The 13,890-nt window shown below is 74.9% G+C and carries 9 protein-coding genes; 3 read left to right on the top strand and 6 right to left on the bottom strand.

Features of this window, described 5'->3' with window-relative positions; genetic code table 11:
- Positions 1 to 143 precede the first annotated feature (143 nt).
- Together cobN and lnt are read left to right on the top strand one after the other, a co-directional pair.
- Positions 144 to 3,758, top strand: a complete 3,615-nt coding sequence (cobN, locus tag ACFCLZ_RS31470) for a cobaltochelatase subunit CobN (protein WP_380281280.1) — start codon at positions 144 to 146, stop codon at positions 3,756 to 3,758.
- Positions 3,759 to 3,833: 75 nt separating this feature from the next.
- Positions 3,834 to 5,444: an apolipoprotein N-acyltransferase gene (gene lnt, locus ACFCLZ_RS31465; protein ID WP_380281279.1), complete on the top strand. Its 1,611-nt coding sequence runs from the start codon at positions 3,834 to 3,836 to the stop codon at positions 5,442 to 5,444.
- Here the strand turns inward: lnt and ACFCLZ_RS31460 are convergent.
- The 4 genes from ACFCLZ_RS31460 to gdhA all read right to left on the bottom strand — a co-directional run bounded on the left by ACFCLZ_RS31460 (position 5,420) and on the right by gdhA (position 9,707).
- On the bottom strand, positions 5,420 to 6,190 hold the full coding sequence (locus ACFCLZ_RS31460; protein WP_380281278.1) for a VOC family protein: 771 nt from the start codon (positions 6,188 to 6,190) through the stop codon (positions 5,420 to 5,422). The genes lnt and ACFCLZ_RS31460 overlap by 25 nt on opposite strands.
- Before the next feature lie 12 nt (positions 6,191 to 6,202).
- A complete protein-coding gene (locus ACFCLZ_RS31455; protein ID WP_380281277.1) occupies positions 6,203 to 7,111 on the bottom strand; it encodes an NADP-dependent oxidoreductase in 909 nt (302 codons plus the stop codon).
- A gap of 115 nt (positions 7,112 to 7,226) precedes the next feature.
- Positions 7,227 to 8,111 (bottom strand): GyrI-like domain-containing protein, encoded by an 885-nt coding sequence (locus ACFCLZ_RS31450; protein ID WP_380281276.1) that lies wholly within the window; start codon positions 8,109 to 8,111, stop codon positions 7,227 to 7,229.
- A gap of 216 nt (positions 8,112 to 8,327) precedes the next feature.
- On the bottom strand, positions 8,328 to 9,707 hold the full coding sequence (gene gdhA, locus ACFCLZ_RS31445) for an NADP-specific glutamate dehydrogenase (protein WP_380281275.1): 1,380 nt from the start codon (positions 9,705 to 9,707) through the stop codon (positions 8,328 to 8,330).
- Between the two features lie 326 nt (positions 9,708 to 10,033).
- On the opposite strand from gdhA, the gene ribA reads away from it, so the two are divergent.
- Positions 10,034 to 10,699 carry a GTP cyclohydrolase II gene (ribA, locus tag ACFCLZ_RS31440; RefSeq protein WP_380281274.1) on the top strand — a complete coding sequence of 222 codons (666 nt, stop codon included), beginning with the start codon at positions 10,034 to 10,036 and terminating at the stop codon, positions 10,697 to 10,699.
- Between the two features lie 64 nt (positions 10,700 to 10,763).
- Here ribA and ACFCLZ_RS31435 read toward each other — a convergent pair whose 3' ends face one another.
- A complete protein-coding gene (locus tag ACFCLZ_RS31435; RefSeq protein WP_380281273.1) occupies positions 10,764 to 12,896 on the bottom strand; it encodes a putative bifunctional diguanylate cyclase/phosphodiesterase in 2,133 nt (710 codons plus the stop codon).
- The gene (locus ACFCLZ_RS31430; protein WP_380281272.1) at positions 12,893 to 13,699 is read right to left on the bottom strand and encodes an SAM-dependent methyltransferase; all 807 of its coding nucleotides are present in this window, start codon (positions 13,697 to 13,699) and stop codon (positions 12,893 to 12,895) included. Before ACFCLZ_RS31430 ends, ACFCLZ_RS31435 begins: the two co-directional genes overlap by 4 nt.
- Between the last annotated feature and the right edge of the window lie 191 nt (positions 13,700 to 13,890).

Here is a 13,890-nt window from a genome sequence, read left to right as displayed (position 1 = left end):
CCTCCACCGGCCCGGGGCGCGGACCCCGAGGAAGGCTTGAAAGCCATGCGCCGTCGCATGCCCGCGATCCCGTGGTCGCCGGTGCAGACACCTGTGCCCATCTCTGTGCCCATGCCCGCCGACGAGGCCGGGAGGGCCTTCGCATGATTCTGCTGCTGTCGACGTCCGACACCGACCTACTGAGCGCCCGTGCCTCCGAAGGGCCGGTCCGCTACCGGCTCGGCAACCCGGCCCGGCTCGCGCCCGAGGAACTGCCCGCCCTGCTGGAGGGCACCGACCTGGTCGTGGTCCGCCTGCTCGGCGGCCGCCGCGCCTGGCAGGAGGGCCTGGACGCGCTGCTCGCCGGGCCCCGCCCGGTGGTCGTGCTGACCGGCGAACAGGCCCCCGACGCCCAGCTGATGGAGCTGTCCACCGTCCCCGCCGGCATCGCCGCGGAGGCGCACGCCTACCTGGCGCACGGCGGCGCGGCCAACCTCGCCGAACTCGGCGCCTTCCTCTCCGACACCGTGCTGCTCACCGGCCACGGCTTCGCCCCGCCCGCCTCCGCCCCGGCCTGGGGCCCGCTGGAGCGCGAGGCCCGGACGGCCGAGGGCCCGACCGTCGCGGTGCTCTACTACCGCGCCCACCACATGAGCGGCAACACCGCGTTCGTGGAGACCCTCTGCCGAGCCATCGAGGACCGGGGCGCACAGGCCCGCGCGTACTACTGCGCCTCGCTGCGCGGCGCCGAGCCGCAGCTGCTGGCCGCCCTCGGCGAGGCCGACGCCCTGGTCACCACCGTGCTCGCCGCCGGCGGCACCCGCCCGGCCGACGCGCAGGCCGGCGGCGACGAGGAGGCCTGGGACGCCGGCGCGCTGGCCGCGCTGGACCGGCCGATCCTCCAGGCGCTCTGCCTCACCTGGTCGCGCGCCCAGTGGGAGGCCAGCGACGACGGCCTGTCCCCGCTGGACACCGCCACCCAGATCGCGGTGCCCGAGTTCGACGGCCGGCTGATCACCGTCCCGTTCTCCTTCAAGGAGCTGGACGAGGACGGCCTGACCGTCTACGCCGCCGACGAGGAGCGCGCCGCCCGGGTCGCCGGGGTCGCCGTCGCGCACGCCCGGCTGCGGCACATCCCGGCCGCCGAGCGCCGGCTCGCGCTGGTGCTGTCCGCCTACCCGACCAAGCACGCCCGGGTCGGCAACGCCGTCGGCCTGGACACCCCGGCCAGCGCGATCCGGCTGCTCACCGCGCTGCGCGCGGAGGGCATGGACCTCGGGGAGAACCTCCCCGGCCTCGACGACACGGACGGGCAGGACCACGAGGGCGACGCCCTCATCCACGCGCTGATCGCCGCCGGCGGCTACGACCAGGACTGGCTCACCGAGGAGCAGCTGGCCCGCAACCCGGTGCGCATCCCGGCCGCCGACTACCGCCGCTGGTACGCCACCCTGCCCGAGGGCCTGCGCGCCCGGGTCGAGGAGCACTGGGGCCCGGCCCCCGGCGAGCTGTACGTCGACCGCTCGCAGAACCCGGACGGCGACATCGTGCTCGCCGCGATCCGCTCCGGGAACCTGCTGGTGCTCATCCAGCCGCCGCGCGGCTTCGGCGAGAACCCGGTCGCGATCTACCACGACCCGGACCTCCCGCCGTCCCACCACTACCTGGCCGCCTACCGCTGGATCGCCGCCGAGCAGTCCGACGGCGGCTTCGGCGCGCACGCCGTGGTCCACCTCGGCAAGCACGGCAACCTGGAGTGGCTGCCCGGCAAGACCGCCGCGCTGTCCGCCGAGTGCGGCCCGGACGCCGTGCTCGGCGACCTGCCGCTGGTCTACCCGTTCCTGGTCAACGACCCGGGCGAGGGCACCCAGGCCAAGCGCCGCGCCCACGCCACCCTGGTCGACCACCTGGTGCCGCCGATGGCCCGCGCCGACTCCTACGGCGACATCGCCCGCCTGGAGCAGCTGCTCGACGAGCACTCCAACATCGCCGCGATGGACCCGGCGAAGCTGCCGGCGATCCGCGCCCAGATCTGGACCCTGATCCAGGCCGCCAGGCTCGACCACGACCTCGGCCTGGAGGAGCGCCCCGAGGACGACGGCTTCGACGACTTCCTGCTGCACGTCGACGGCTGGCTCTGCGAGGTCAAGGACGCCCAGATCCGCGACGGCCTGCACGTCCTCGGCCAGGCGCCGGCGGGCACCGACCGGGTCAACATCGTGCTCGCCATCCTGCGCGCCCGGCAGATCTGGGGCGGCGTCAGCGCGCTGCCCGGCCTGCGCGAGGCGCTCGGCCTGGACGAGGCCGCGCTCACCCTGGGCGCCACCGACGCGGCCGAGGCGACGGCCCGGGAGCTGGTCGAGGCGATGGAGGCGGCCGACTGGGCGCCGGAGGCGGTGGAGAAGGTCTGCGCCGGGTACCCGGACGCCGTCCGCGAGGTGCTGGACTTCGCCGCCGCCCAGGTCGTGCCGCGGCTCGCCGCGACCACCGGCGAGCTGGACGCCGTGCTGCACGCGCTGCGCGGCGGCTTCGTCCCGGCCGGCCCGTCCGGCTCGCCGCTGCGCGGGCTGGTCAACGTGCTGCCGACCGGCCGCAACTTCTACTCCGTCGACCCCAAGGCGGTGCCCAGCAAGCTCGCCTGGGAGACCGGCCAGGCGCTCGCCGCCTCGCTGGTCGACCGCTACCGGGCCGACAACGACGGCGCCTACCCGCCGTCGGTGGGCCTGTCGCTGTGGGGCACCAGCGCGATGCGCACCGCCGGCGACGACATCGCCGAGGCGTTCGCGCTGCTCGGCGTCCGCCCGGTCTGGGACGACGCCTCGCGCCGGGTCACCGGCCTGGAAGCCGTGCCGCCGCAGGAGCTGGGCCGCCCGCGCATCGACGTCACGCTGCGCATCTCCGGCTTCTTCCGGGACGCCTTCCCGCACGTCGTGGCGCTGCTGGACGACGCGGTGCGCCTGGCCGCCGCCCAGGAGGAGCCGGCGGAGCAGAACTTCGTGCGCGCCCACGTCCAGGCCGACCTCGCCGTGCACGGCGACGAGCGCAAGGCCACCGTGCGCGTCTTCGGCTCCCGCCCCGGCACCTACGGCGCGGGCCTGCTGCAGCTGATCGACAGCCGCGACTGGCGCACCGACGCCGACCTCGCCGAGGTGTACACGGTCTGGGGCGGCTACGCGTACGGGCGCGGGCTGGACGGGCGGCCGGCCCGCGAGGAGATGGAGACCGCGTACAAGCGGATCACCGTCGCCGCGAAGAACACCGACACCCGCGAGCACGACATCGCCGACTCGGACGACTACTTCCAGTACCACGGCGGCATGGTGGCCACCGTGCGCGCGCTGACCGGCAAGGCGCCGACGGCGTACATCGGCGACTCGACCCGCCCCGAGACGGTCCGCACCCGCACCCTGACCGAGGAGGCCGCCCGGGTCTTCCGCGCCCGGGTGGTCAACCCGCGCTGGATCGAGGCGATGCGGCGGCACGGCTACAAGGGCGCGTTCGAGATGGCCGCGACCGTCGACTACCTCTTCGGGTACGACGCCACGACCGGCGTGGTCGCGGACTGGATGTACGAGAAGCTCACCCAGGAGTACGTGCTCGACCCGGTCAACCGGGAGTTCCTGGCCGGCGCCAACCCGTGGGCGCTGCACGGCATCAGCGAGCGGCTGCTGGAGGCGGCGAGCCGGGGGCTGTGGGAGCAGCCGGACCCGGAGCTGATCGAGCAGTTGCAGGCCGCGTTCCTGGAGACCGAGGGCGATCTGGAGGGCGACGGGGAGTGAGCACCCCCACCCCGTAGGCCGTTCGGGTGATCACGGGGCTGGTGACGGGGCCGCGTCACGCGGACAATACGGGTCATGCCGCACCCTCCCCTGCTCACCGGCCCCGACGGCCCCGGCGGCCCCGCCACCGCGGCGGCCGCCCCGCGCACCGCCCCCGGCCGGGCCGCCGCCCGCTACCGGCCCCGGCTGGCGGCGCTCGCCGCCGGGGCCCTGCCGGTGCTCGCCTTCCCCGCCCCCGGGGTGGCGGCGCTCGCCTGGGTCGCGCTCGTCCCCGGCCTGCTGCTGATGCAGCGGGCCCCGGGGGCGCGCGAGGCGGCGGTGCGCGGCTGGTGGTTCGGCGCCGGGTTCATCCTGACCGGGATGTCCTGGCTGCTCTCCTCCGTCGGGCCCGCGCTGCCGCTGATCGCGGTGGTGTTCGGGTCGCTGCAGGCGGGGGTGGGCGTCGCGGTGTGGCGGCTGCTGCGCCCGCCGCTGACCGTCCGCCGGGCGCTGCTCGCGCCGCCGGTGGTCGCCGCGGTCTGGCTGAGCACCGAGTACGCGCGCTCCTGGCCCGCGCTGGGCGGGCCGTGGGCGCTGCTGGGCGCGACCCAGTGGCAGCACCCGGCCGTCCTGGCGCTGGCCTCGGCCGGCGGGATCTGGCTGGTCAGCGCCGCCGTGGTGGCGGTCAACACCGCCGTGCTGGTGGTGCTCACCGCCGTCGACCCGCGCCCTCGGGCGGCGGCGGCGCTGCTCGCGGCGGCGGCGCTGGCGGCCGGGCCGCTGCTGTTCGCGCTGCGGCCGGCGCCGGCGCCCGCCCAGGACGGCCCGGCCGGGGCCGAGGAGGTGCGGATCGCGCTGGTCCAGCCGGGGATCGTCGAGGATCCGCAGGCCCGGTTCGAGGCCGGTGCCCGCGCCACCGCCGCACTGGCCGGGCCGCACCCGGTGGACCTGGTGGTCTGGGGCGAGTCCAGCACCACCGCCGACCTCGACCGCGATCGGGCGGCGCTCGGACGGCTGCGGGCGCTGTCCGCCGCGACCGGGGCCGAGCTGCTGGCGGGCGAGGACGCGCGCAAGGCGGACGGGCGGATCTCCAAGGACGCGGTGCTGGTGTCGGCCGACGGCGTGGTCGACCGGTACCGGAAGATCCGGCTGGTGCCGTTCGGCGAGTACATCCCGCTGCGGCCGGTGCTCGGCTGGGTCGCCGGGGTCAGCCGGGCGGCGGGCGAGAACCGGGCGCCCGGCAGCGGTCAGCACCTGCTGCCGGCCGTGGACCGGTCGGGGCGCGCGCTGCCGCTGGGGGCGCTGGTCTGCTTCGAGTCGGCGTTCCCCGACATGGCGCGCACGGCGGCGCGCGACGGTGCCCGGGTGCTGGTCTACCAGTCGTCGACCTCGACCTTCCAGCGGAGCTGGGCACCCGAGCAGCACGTCTCGCTGGCCGCGATCCGGGCCGCCGAGACCGGCCGGCCGGCCGTGCAGGCCTCGCTCACCGGGGTGTCGGCCGCCTTCGACGCGCAGGGGCGGGAGCTGGCGCGGCTGGGGACGGACGGCACCGGCGCACTGGTGGTACGGCTGCCGCTGACCGCGCCGACCGCGTCCACCTGGTACCTGCGGGTGGGGGACGTCGTGCCGCTGACGGCCGTGCTGGTGACGGCGGGCGCGGCCGCGGTCGCGGTGCGCCGGCGTCAGCCCCTGGTCTCCGAGCGGTAGTAGAGGCCGAACGCCGCGCCCGTCGGGTCGCGCAGCACGGCGATCCGCAGACCGCCGCCCGGCAGGTCGGTGGGCGCCATCAGCACGCCCGCGCCGAGGTGGCCGGCCCGGGACGCCGAGTCGTCCACGTCGGCGACCGAGAAGTACGGCAGCCAGTGCGGCGGCACCTGCGGCGGGAAGTCCCCGCCCATGGTCAGCATGCCGCCGAAGTCCCCGTCGGCCAGACCCCACTGGGGGTACTGCTCGGACGGGCCGACCGTCCAGCCGAACACCGCCGGGTAGAAGGCGCGGGCGGCGTCCGGCGCCCGGGTGAGCAGTTCCACCCAGCCGAGCGCGCCGGGCTCGTTCAGCACCTCGGCGCCGCGCAGCCGGCCCGGCTGCCAGAGGCCGAACACCGCGCCGGACGGGTCGGCCGCGATCGCGAACCGGCCGTAGTCCAGCGCGTCCATCGGCCGGACGACCAGGCTCCCGCCCGCCTCGACGACCCGGCGGGCGGTGGCGTCGGCGTCCTCGGCCAGGAAGGAGACGCTCCAGGCGGTCGGCTGGCCCTCGCCGTACAGCGGAGCCACGGACGCGGCGATCCTGCCGTCCAGCCGCATGAACGTGTAGCCGCCGGCCTCCGGGCGCTCGTCGGTCTCCGGCTGCCAGCCGAACAGCTCGCCGTAGAACCGCTGGGCCGCCGCCGGGTCGGCGCTGCCGTGCTCGACCCAGCACGGGCCGCCGGTGGTCACCGTCCGCTGCTTCATCGCGATCCTCCCTCAGCCGATGTCCAGCACGACTTTGCCGCGCGCGTGCCCCGACTCGATGAGTGCCATCGCCTCGGCGGCGCGGGACAGCGGGTAGCGGCCGGTGATGTGCGGGTCCAGCTCGCCCGCCGCCACGAGTTCGGCCAGCGCGGCGAGGGTGTCGGGGCTGGTGGAGCGGGTGATGTAGCGGCCGCCCAGCTCCTCCGCGGTGGTCGGGTCCACGGTGGACACCAGCCGGGAGCGGTCCTCCAGGGTCACCGCGGCGGCCCGGGCGTCGTCCCCGCCGACCAGGTCGAGGATGCCGTCCACCCCGTCCGGGGCGACCGCCCGGATCCGCTCGGCGACGCCCTCGCCGTAGCGGAGCTGCACCGCGCCCAGCGACGCGACGTACTCCCGGTTGGCGTCGCCCGCCGTGCCGATGACGCGGATGCCGCGGCTGCGGGCGATCTGGGCGGCCGCGCTGCCGACGCCGCCGGCGATGCCGAGGATCAGCAGGGTCTGCCCGGCGCCCACTCCGACGTCGCGGACCGCGTCGTCCGCGGTCGCGGCCGCCACCGGCAGGGTGGCGGCCTGGTCGAAGCCGACCTCGGCCGGCTTCACCGCGCTGGACGCGGCGGCCAGCAGCGTTTGTTCGGCGAACGCGCCGGTCGCCGCGATCCCGAAGACCTCGTCGCCCGGGGTGAACCCGGTGACGCCGGGGCCGACCCGTTCGACCACGCCGGCCGCCTCGGAACCCATCACGGCGGGCAGTTCGCGCACCTGGCCGAGCCAGCCCCGGCGGACCTTCCAGTCGACCGGGTTCACCCCGGCGGCCCGGACGGCGATCGCCAGCCGGCCCGGACCGGGCTCCAGCACCGGCCGGTCCAGGAACTCCTGCTTCTCCGGTCCGCCGTAGTCGACGAACCCGAACGCCTTGGCCATCCCCGCTCCACTCTCCGCTCGACGGCCCCCGCCCCAGCATGCGGGCGGGGGCCGTACGGAGGCGGCTCCTACTGGGCCGAACGGGCGCGGGCCCTCAGCGGGCGGGCGCGGGCCCTCAGCGGCCCTGGCGCGCGCTCACGCGGTCCACCGGTATCCAGAGCTCGGCCTCGGCCTCCTCGCCCGCCGGCCGGACGCGGACCCGCAGGATCTCCGGGCCGGGCCGGAACTCGTAGGGGTTGGACGGGAACCACTGGGTGAAGACGTCCCGCCACATCTCCTGCAACGCGCGCGGGTACGGCCCGGCGTTGGCGAAGACCGCCCAGGTGCCGGCCGGGACCTCGCGCACGTCGAGGCCCGCCGGCACCTCGGCGCCGGTCCCGGTCACCACCGCGTGGTAGTAGTCCAGCGGCACGCCCTCCTCCCGGCTGTCCGAGAAGAACTCGGTGACCGCGACGACGCCCTCCGGCTCCTGCTCCGACAGGGCCGCGATCCGGTCGGTCTCCTCCCGCCCGAGGCCCTTGACGAACGCGGCGATCGCGGGGTTGACCCCCTCGTGGACCAGGGGGACCCGCGCCCGCCTGCCCACGATCCGCAAGGCCGGCCGCTCGACGACCCGGTACTCCATGCTGCTACTCCCTTCGACAACGAGGCGGAAGGACATCCGGGGCTGGGAGACGAGCACCGCGCCCGCCCGCCGGGCCTCGCCGGGGCCGACCCCGTGCATCGCCCGGAACGCCCGGGCGAACGCCTCGCCCGAGCCGTAGCCGTGGCGGACCGCGACATCGAGCAGCGTGCACTCCCCGGCCAGTACCTCCGCCCCGGCCAGCGTGAGCCGGCGGCGGCGCAGGTACTCCGAGAGCGGCATCCCGGCGAGTGCCGAGAACAGCCGCCGGAAGTGGTACTCCGAGGTGGTCGCGATCCGCGCCAGCTCGGCCGCCTCGACCGACTCGTCGAGGTGCTCCTCGATGTACTCCATGGCCTGGTTCAGCCGGTCCAGCATCGGTTCCCGCCCCCGTCCTTCCTTCTGACGCTCCTCACCGTAGGCGGCGGCCGCCCGCCCGGACCCGACATCCGGTGCCCGCTCCGATCGGGTGGCCGCCGCGGCCCCGCCGCGGGTCGGAACACCGGGCCGCCGACACACCGCACCTCCCCGAACGGCGCCGTTCGGCGTCGTTCGGGGAGGTGCGGGGAGGTGCGGTGAGGGCCTCGGGTCGGATCAGATCAGGCCCTGCGCCAGCATGGCGTCCGCCACCAGCTCGAAGCCGGCGATGTTGGCGCCCAGCACGTAGTCCCCGGGGCGGCCGTACTTCTCCGCCGTGGTGTAGCACGCGGTGTGGATGTTGCGCATGATCTCCGCCAGCCGCTCCTCGGTCCGCTCGAAGGACCACACGTCGCGCGAGGCGTTCTGCTGCATCTCCAGCGCGCTGGTGGCGACACCGCCCGCGTTGGCCGCCTTGCCCGGGCCGAAGGCCACCCCGGCCTCCAGGAAGACCCGGACCGCCTCCGGCGTGGTCGGCATGTTGGCGCCCTCGGCGACGGCGCGCACGCCGCCGCGGACCAGCGCCAGCGCGTCCGCCTCGTCCAGCTCGTTCTGGGTCGCGCAGGGCAGCGCCACGTCGACCGGCACGCTCCACACGCCGGTGCCCTGCTCGTAGCGGACGTGGCTGCCGCGCAGGTCCGCGTACTCGGAGAGCCGGCCGCGCCGGACCTCCTTGATCTCCTTGAGCAGGCCGAGGTCGATGCCCTTCTCGTCCACCACGAAGCCGGTGGAGTCGGAGGCCGTCACCACGGTCGCCCCGAGCTGCTGGGCCTTCTCGATCGCGTACACGGCGACGTTGCCGGAGCCGGAGACGGAGACCCGCAGGCCGTCCAGCTCCTCGCCCCGGGCGCGCAGCATCTCCTGGGTGAACAGCACGCAGCCGTAGCCGGTGGCCTCGGTGCGGGCCTGCGAGCCGCCCCAGCCGATGCCCTTGCCGGTCAGCACGCCCGACTCGTAGCGGTTGGTGATCCGCTTGTACTGGCCGAACAGGTAGCCGATCTCCCGGCCGCCGACGCCGATGTCCCCGGCCGGGACGTCGGTGTGCTCGCCCAGGTGGCGGTGCAGCTCGGTCATGAAGGACTGACAGAAGCGCATGATCTCGGCGTCCGAGCGGCCCTTGGGGTCGAAGTCGGAGCCGCCCTTGCCGCCGCCGATGGCGAGGCCGGTCAGCGCGTTCTTGAAGATCTGCTCGAAGCCCAGGAACTTCACGATCCCGAGGTTGACCGAGGGGTGGAACCGCAGCCCGCCCTTGTACGGGCCGAGCGCGCTGTTGAACTCCACCCGGAACCCGCGGTTGACGTGGATCCGGCCGTGGTCGTCGGTCCACGGCACCCGGAAGATCACCTGCCGCTCGGGCTCGACGACGCGCTCGACGATCCGCGCGTCGAGCAGTTCGGGCCGCCGCTCCAGCACCGGGCCGAGGGTCTCCACGACCTCGTGCACGGCCTGGTGGAACTCGGGCTCACCGGGGTTGCGGCGGAGCACCTCGGCGTAGAGCGACTCAATGGCGGGGTTCCCGGCGTCGTGGGACGCAGCGGGCACGGGGGTAGCCGACATCTCTGAGGACCTTCCATGGTCTGAATCGACAGACAGGGCGCCTCCCCCGTTCATCCCGGGGGGAGAGCACCGGCGGTCCCCTCGCCATTGAGGGCGTCACGGCGCAAAAAACACCAGCGCGGCAACTCCTGGACCGCTCGCGCGGGCACAGTCTCTCACTGCCACCCCCCGTTTGTCCGCCCCACTCCCCCCGGACCTCCCCCGGCAACCCGTTCGTGAGCTGCGCGGACCTTTCGCCGGCCCCGAAAGATGTTGTTCAAATTGGAACTACCTAGTACCGTCGACAGCCGAGCCCCACCCGAACCGCCCGTCACGAAAGGCCCGCCATGCCGCAGGTGCGACCGCCGCAGCAGCAGAACCACTCCCCGCAGGCCGGGGCCGCCCGGGTGCGGGCGCGGGTGCGGATCCCGCTGGCGTTCCCGGACGGGTACCGCGCGGAGGCGGAGGTGTCCACCTTCCACGGGCTGGCGGACGGGGCGGAGCACCTGGCGCTGGCGCTCGGCACGGTGCCCGAGGGCGCGACGCCGCTGGTGCGGCTGCACTCGGAGTGCCTGACCGGGGACGTGTTCGGCTCCGCCCGGTGCGACTGCGGGCCGCAGCTGCGCGAGGCCGTCGAGCGGATCACCGCGGCCGGCGGCTACCTGCTCTACCTGCGCCAGGAGGGGCGCGGCATCGGCCTGTACAACAAGCTGGACGCCTACGCCCTCCAGGACTCCGGCCTCGACACCTACGACGCCAACACCGCGCTCGGGCTGCCGGAGGACGGGCGCGACTACACCGCGGCCGCGCAGATGCTCGGGGCGCTCGGCGTCGACGGGATCGAGCTGCTGAGCAACAACCCCGACAAGGCCGCCCAGCTGACCGCCCTCGGCGTCCCGGTGCGGCGGCGGGTGCCGACCGGCGTGCACGTGTCGGAGAGCAACGTCCACTACCTGCGGGCGAAGGCGGAGCGGACGGGGCACTCGATCGAGCTGTCCCGGCTGGTCGGCTGAGCGCGCGGCCTGCAACCGGTCAGCCGGCAACCGGTCAATCGCCGCCCGGTCAATCGCCGCCCGGTCAGCCGAGGACCGGCCGGCCGGCGACCGGTCGGCCGTGCGGCTCCTCGGTGATCCGCCGGGCGATCTCGGACGGGCGCACCGGGCGGCCGAAGTGCCAGCCCTGCGCCCAGTCGCAGCCGAGGACGCGCAGCCGCTCGGCGTCGCGGCCGGTCTCCACGCCCTCGGCGGTGACGGTCAGTCCGAGGGCGTGCGCCATCGAGACCAGGCCGCTGACGATCCGCCAGCCGGTCTCCTCGTCCTTGGCCGGGTCGTGCAGGTCGCCGACGAAGGAGCCGGCGATCTTCAGCCCGGAGACCGGCAGGTCGCGCAGGTAGGCGAGGTTGGACCAGCCGGTGCCGAAGTCGTCGACGGCGAGCGAGACGCCGAGGCCGACCAGGCCGTGCAGGGTGCGCAGCGCCTCGTCCTCCGGGCCGACCACGGTGGACTCGGTGATCTCCAGCTGGAGCCGGGCCGGGTCGAGGCCGGTGGTGTCGAGGATCCGGCCGAGGTCGCCGACCAGGGCGGCGCTGCGGGCCTGCCGGACCGCCAGGTTGACGTTGAGCTGGGGCGCGGCGTCGCCGAACCGCTTGATCCAGTCGGCGGCCTGGCCGCAGGCCTGCTCCAGCACCCAGCGGCCGAGCGGCATGATCAGCCCGGTCTCCTCGGCGGTGGTGACGAACTCGTCCGGGCCGAGCACGCCGAGCTGCGGGTGGCGCCAGCGCACCAGCGCCTCGACGGCGGCGAGCCGGCCGTCGGCGAGTGCGTAGAGCGGCTGGTAGTCGATGAAGAACTCGCCGCGGTCGAGGGCGGCGGGCATCCGCACCGAGACGGCGTAGCGGGAGACGGCGCGGGCGTTCTCCTTGGGGTCGAAGAGCGTCCAGCGGCCCCGGCCGGCCTCCTTGGCGCGGTAGAGCGTCAGGTCGGCGGCGCGCACGGCGGCGCCGGGGGTGGTGGTGGAGACCCGCCGTTCCAGGACGCCGACGCTGGCGCCCACGGCCAGCTTGTGGTCGCCGATCAGGACCGGCCCGGCGAGCGCCTTCAGCACGGTCTTGGCGGCGGCGACGGCCTCCTGCTCGCCGCGGCTGTTCTCCAGCAGGACGACGAACTCGTCGCCGCCGAGCCGGGCGACCAGGTGCCCGAGCGGGCCGAGCGCGGCCTTCAGCCGGGCGGCGACGGCGCACAGCAGCTCGTCGCCGGTGTCGTGGCCGAGGCTGTCGTTGACCACCTTGAAGCCGTCGAGGTCGACGTAGCAGAGGCCGAACCGGGCGCCCGGGTCCGGGTCCTCGAAGAGCCTCTCCAGCCGTTCGAAGAACGCGGCCCGGTTGGGCAGGCCGGTCAGCGGGTCGTGGGTGGCCTGGTGGCGCAGCCGCTCCTGGAGCCGGTAGCGGTCGGTGACGTCCTCCAGCATGGCGACCTGGTACTGCGGCACGCCGTCGTCGTCGCGGATCAGCGAGACCGTCAGGTGGGTCCAGACGATCTCGCCGTCCTGGCGGTAGTACGGCTTGTCGAACTGGAAGTAGTCGCGCTTGCCGCTGATCAGCTCCTCGTAGGCCTCCCAGACGCCGTCGGTGTCCTCGGGGTGGACGAGGTCGCCGACCCGGCGGCCGATCATGTCGTCGGGGCCGGCGCCGAAGAGTTCCTGGAGGGCCTTGTTGACCGCCAGGATGTTGCCGCCGGTGTCGCCGATGCCGATGCCGATGGCGGCGCTCTCGAACAGCGCGCGGAACCGGGCCTCGGAGGCGCGCAGCGCCCGCTCGGCCTCCTTGCGGGCGACGTCGGCGGCGGTGCGGATGGCCTCCTGCTCGCGCAGGGTGCGCTCGCGCAGCGCGGCCGCCCAGCCGGCCGCGAAGGCGCCGCTCAGGGCGGGGCCGCGGCCGTCGGCGGCGGGCTGGCGCTGGAGCAGTTCGACCGCCCGGGCGAGCACGACCGGGTCGGTGAACTGGGCGTCGACCAGTTCGGCGCCGGCCGCGGCGGCCAGGTGCGGTTCGAAGGGCTGGTCCAGCTGGGCGCGGTGGAGCAGCCCGGCGGTCCGCGAGACGAGCCGGCCGAGCAGGCCGGGGTGGACCGCCGTGCCGTGGTCACCGGAGAGCAGCCGCGCCCAGTCCTCGTGGAACCGTTCGGCGCCGCTGCCCGATTCCGGTGCTCGGGTCACGGACGGAGCCCCACGCCCGCCACCCCGGTCATCCGCTCGGGGTGCTCGCCGACCGCCTCGGGCTGGTCCGGGCGCCACTGCGGCAGGTAGACGACGCCGGGCTCGACCAGCTCGAAGCCCTCGAACATCGCGGTGATCTGCTCGTGGGTGCGCATGGTCAGCGGGGTGGGCGTCCTGCGGTACAGCCGCTGGTGGTCCTCGGCCTGGTCGGGGCGGCCCTCCAGGGAGGCGTGCGAGAGGACGAGGGCGCTGCCCGGCGGGAGGGCGTCGCGGATCACCGCGATCAGCTTCCACGGGTCCTCGGCGTCCTGGACGAAGTGCATGACGGCGACCAGCAGGACGGCCACCGGCTCGCCGGCGGCGAGCAGCGCGGTCACCTCGGGGCGGGACATGAGGTCCTCGACGTCCCGCACGTCCGCCTGGACGACGGAGCTGCCCGGGTCGTCCTCCAGCAGCAGGCGGCTGTGCGCGACGGCGACCGGGTCGCGGTCCACGTAGACGACCTGCGCCTCGGGGCGGATGGCGCGGGCGATCTCGTGGACGGCGCCGAAGCTGGGGATGCCGGAGCCGATGTCCAGGAAGCGGCCGATGCCGCGCTCGGCGGCGAACTGGACGGCGCGGCGCAGGAAGGCGCGGTTGGAGCGCATGATCTGCGGCAGTTCCGGCCAGAGCTCGATGGCCTTGCGGGCCATCTCCCGGTCGACCTCGAAGTTGTGCGATCCCCCGAGGTAGTAGTCGTAGACCCGCGCGGCGTTCGGTTTGTCCAGGTCCGTGCCCTCCGGTACCCAGTTCGGTCGCCGCATCCTCGGGACTCCTTCGCTCCGGTTCCGGTGAACCTGCCGCCGATGTGGCAGCTGTGACTGATGAGACTACAAGCACAAAAGATCCTCCTCTGCACGCCGAACGCGTGCAAGCGGAGTGACCCACTCCTTTCGGGGGGCGCCGCAGGGACTCGGCAGGGCGGCGCCCGCCCGCACCGGGACCGGAACCCGCC

The organism is Kitasatospora purpeofusca (assembly GCF_042691725.1).
In the GTDB taxonomy this organism is placed as follows: domain Bacteria; phylum Actinomycetota; class Actinomycetes; order Streptomycetales; family Streptomycetaceae; genus Kitasatospora; species Kitasatospora purpeofusca_B.
This window is presented reverse-complemented; position numbering and strand designations above follow the sequence as displayed.

Excerpts from the sequence above, each read along its gene's own strand:
- cobN (WP_380281280.1), top strand. The coding sequence starts at position 144 with ATGATTCTGCTGCTGTCGACGTCCGACACCGACCTACTGAGCGCCCGT.
- lnt (WP_380281279.1), top strand. The coding sequence starts at position 3,834 with ATGCCGCACCCTCCCCTGCTCACCGGCCCCGACGGCCCCGGCGGCCCC.
- ACFCLZ_RS31460 (WP_380281278.1), bottom strand. The coding sequence starts at position 6,190 with ATGAAGCAGCGGACGGTGACCACCGGCGGCCCGTGCTGGGTCGAGCAC.
- ACFCLZ_RS31455 (WP_380281277.1), bottom strand. The coding sequence starts at position 7,111 with ATGGCCAAGGCGTTCGGGTTCGTCGACTACGGCGGACCGGAGAAGCAG.
- ACFCLZ_RS31450 (WP_380281276.1), bottom strand. The coding sequence starts at position 8,111 with ATGCTGGACCGGCTGAACCAGGCCATGGAGTACATCGAGGAGCACCTC.
- gdhA (WP_380281275.1), bottom strand. The coding sequence starts at position 9,707 with ATGTCGGCTACCCCCGTGCCCGCTGCGTCCCACGACGCCGGGAACCCC.
- ribA (WP_380281274.1), top strand. The coding sequence starts at position 10,034 with ATGCCGCAGGTGCGACCGCCGCAGCAGCAGAACCACTCCCCGCAGGCC.
- ACFCLZ_RS31430 (WP_380281272.1), bottom strand. The coding sequence starts at position 13,699 with ATGCGGCGACCGAACTGGGTACCGGAGGGCACGGACCTGGACAAACCG.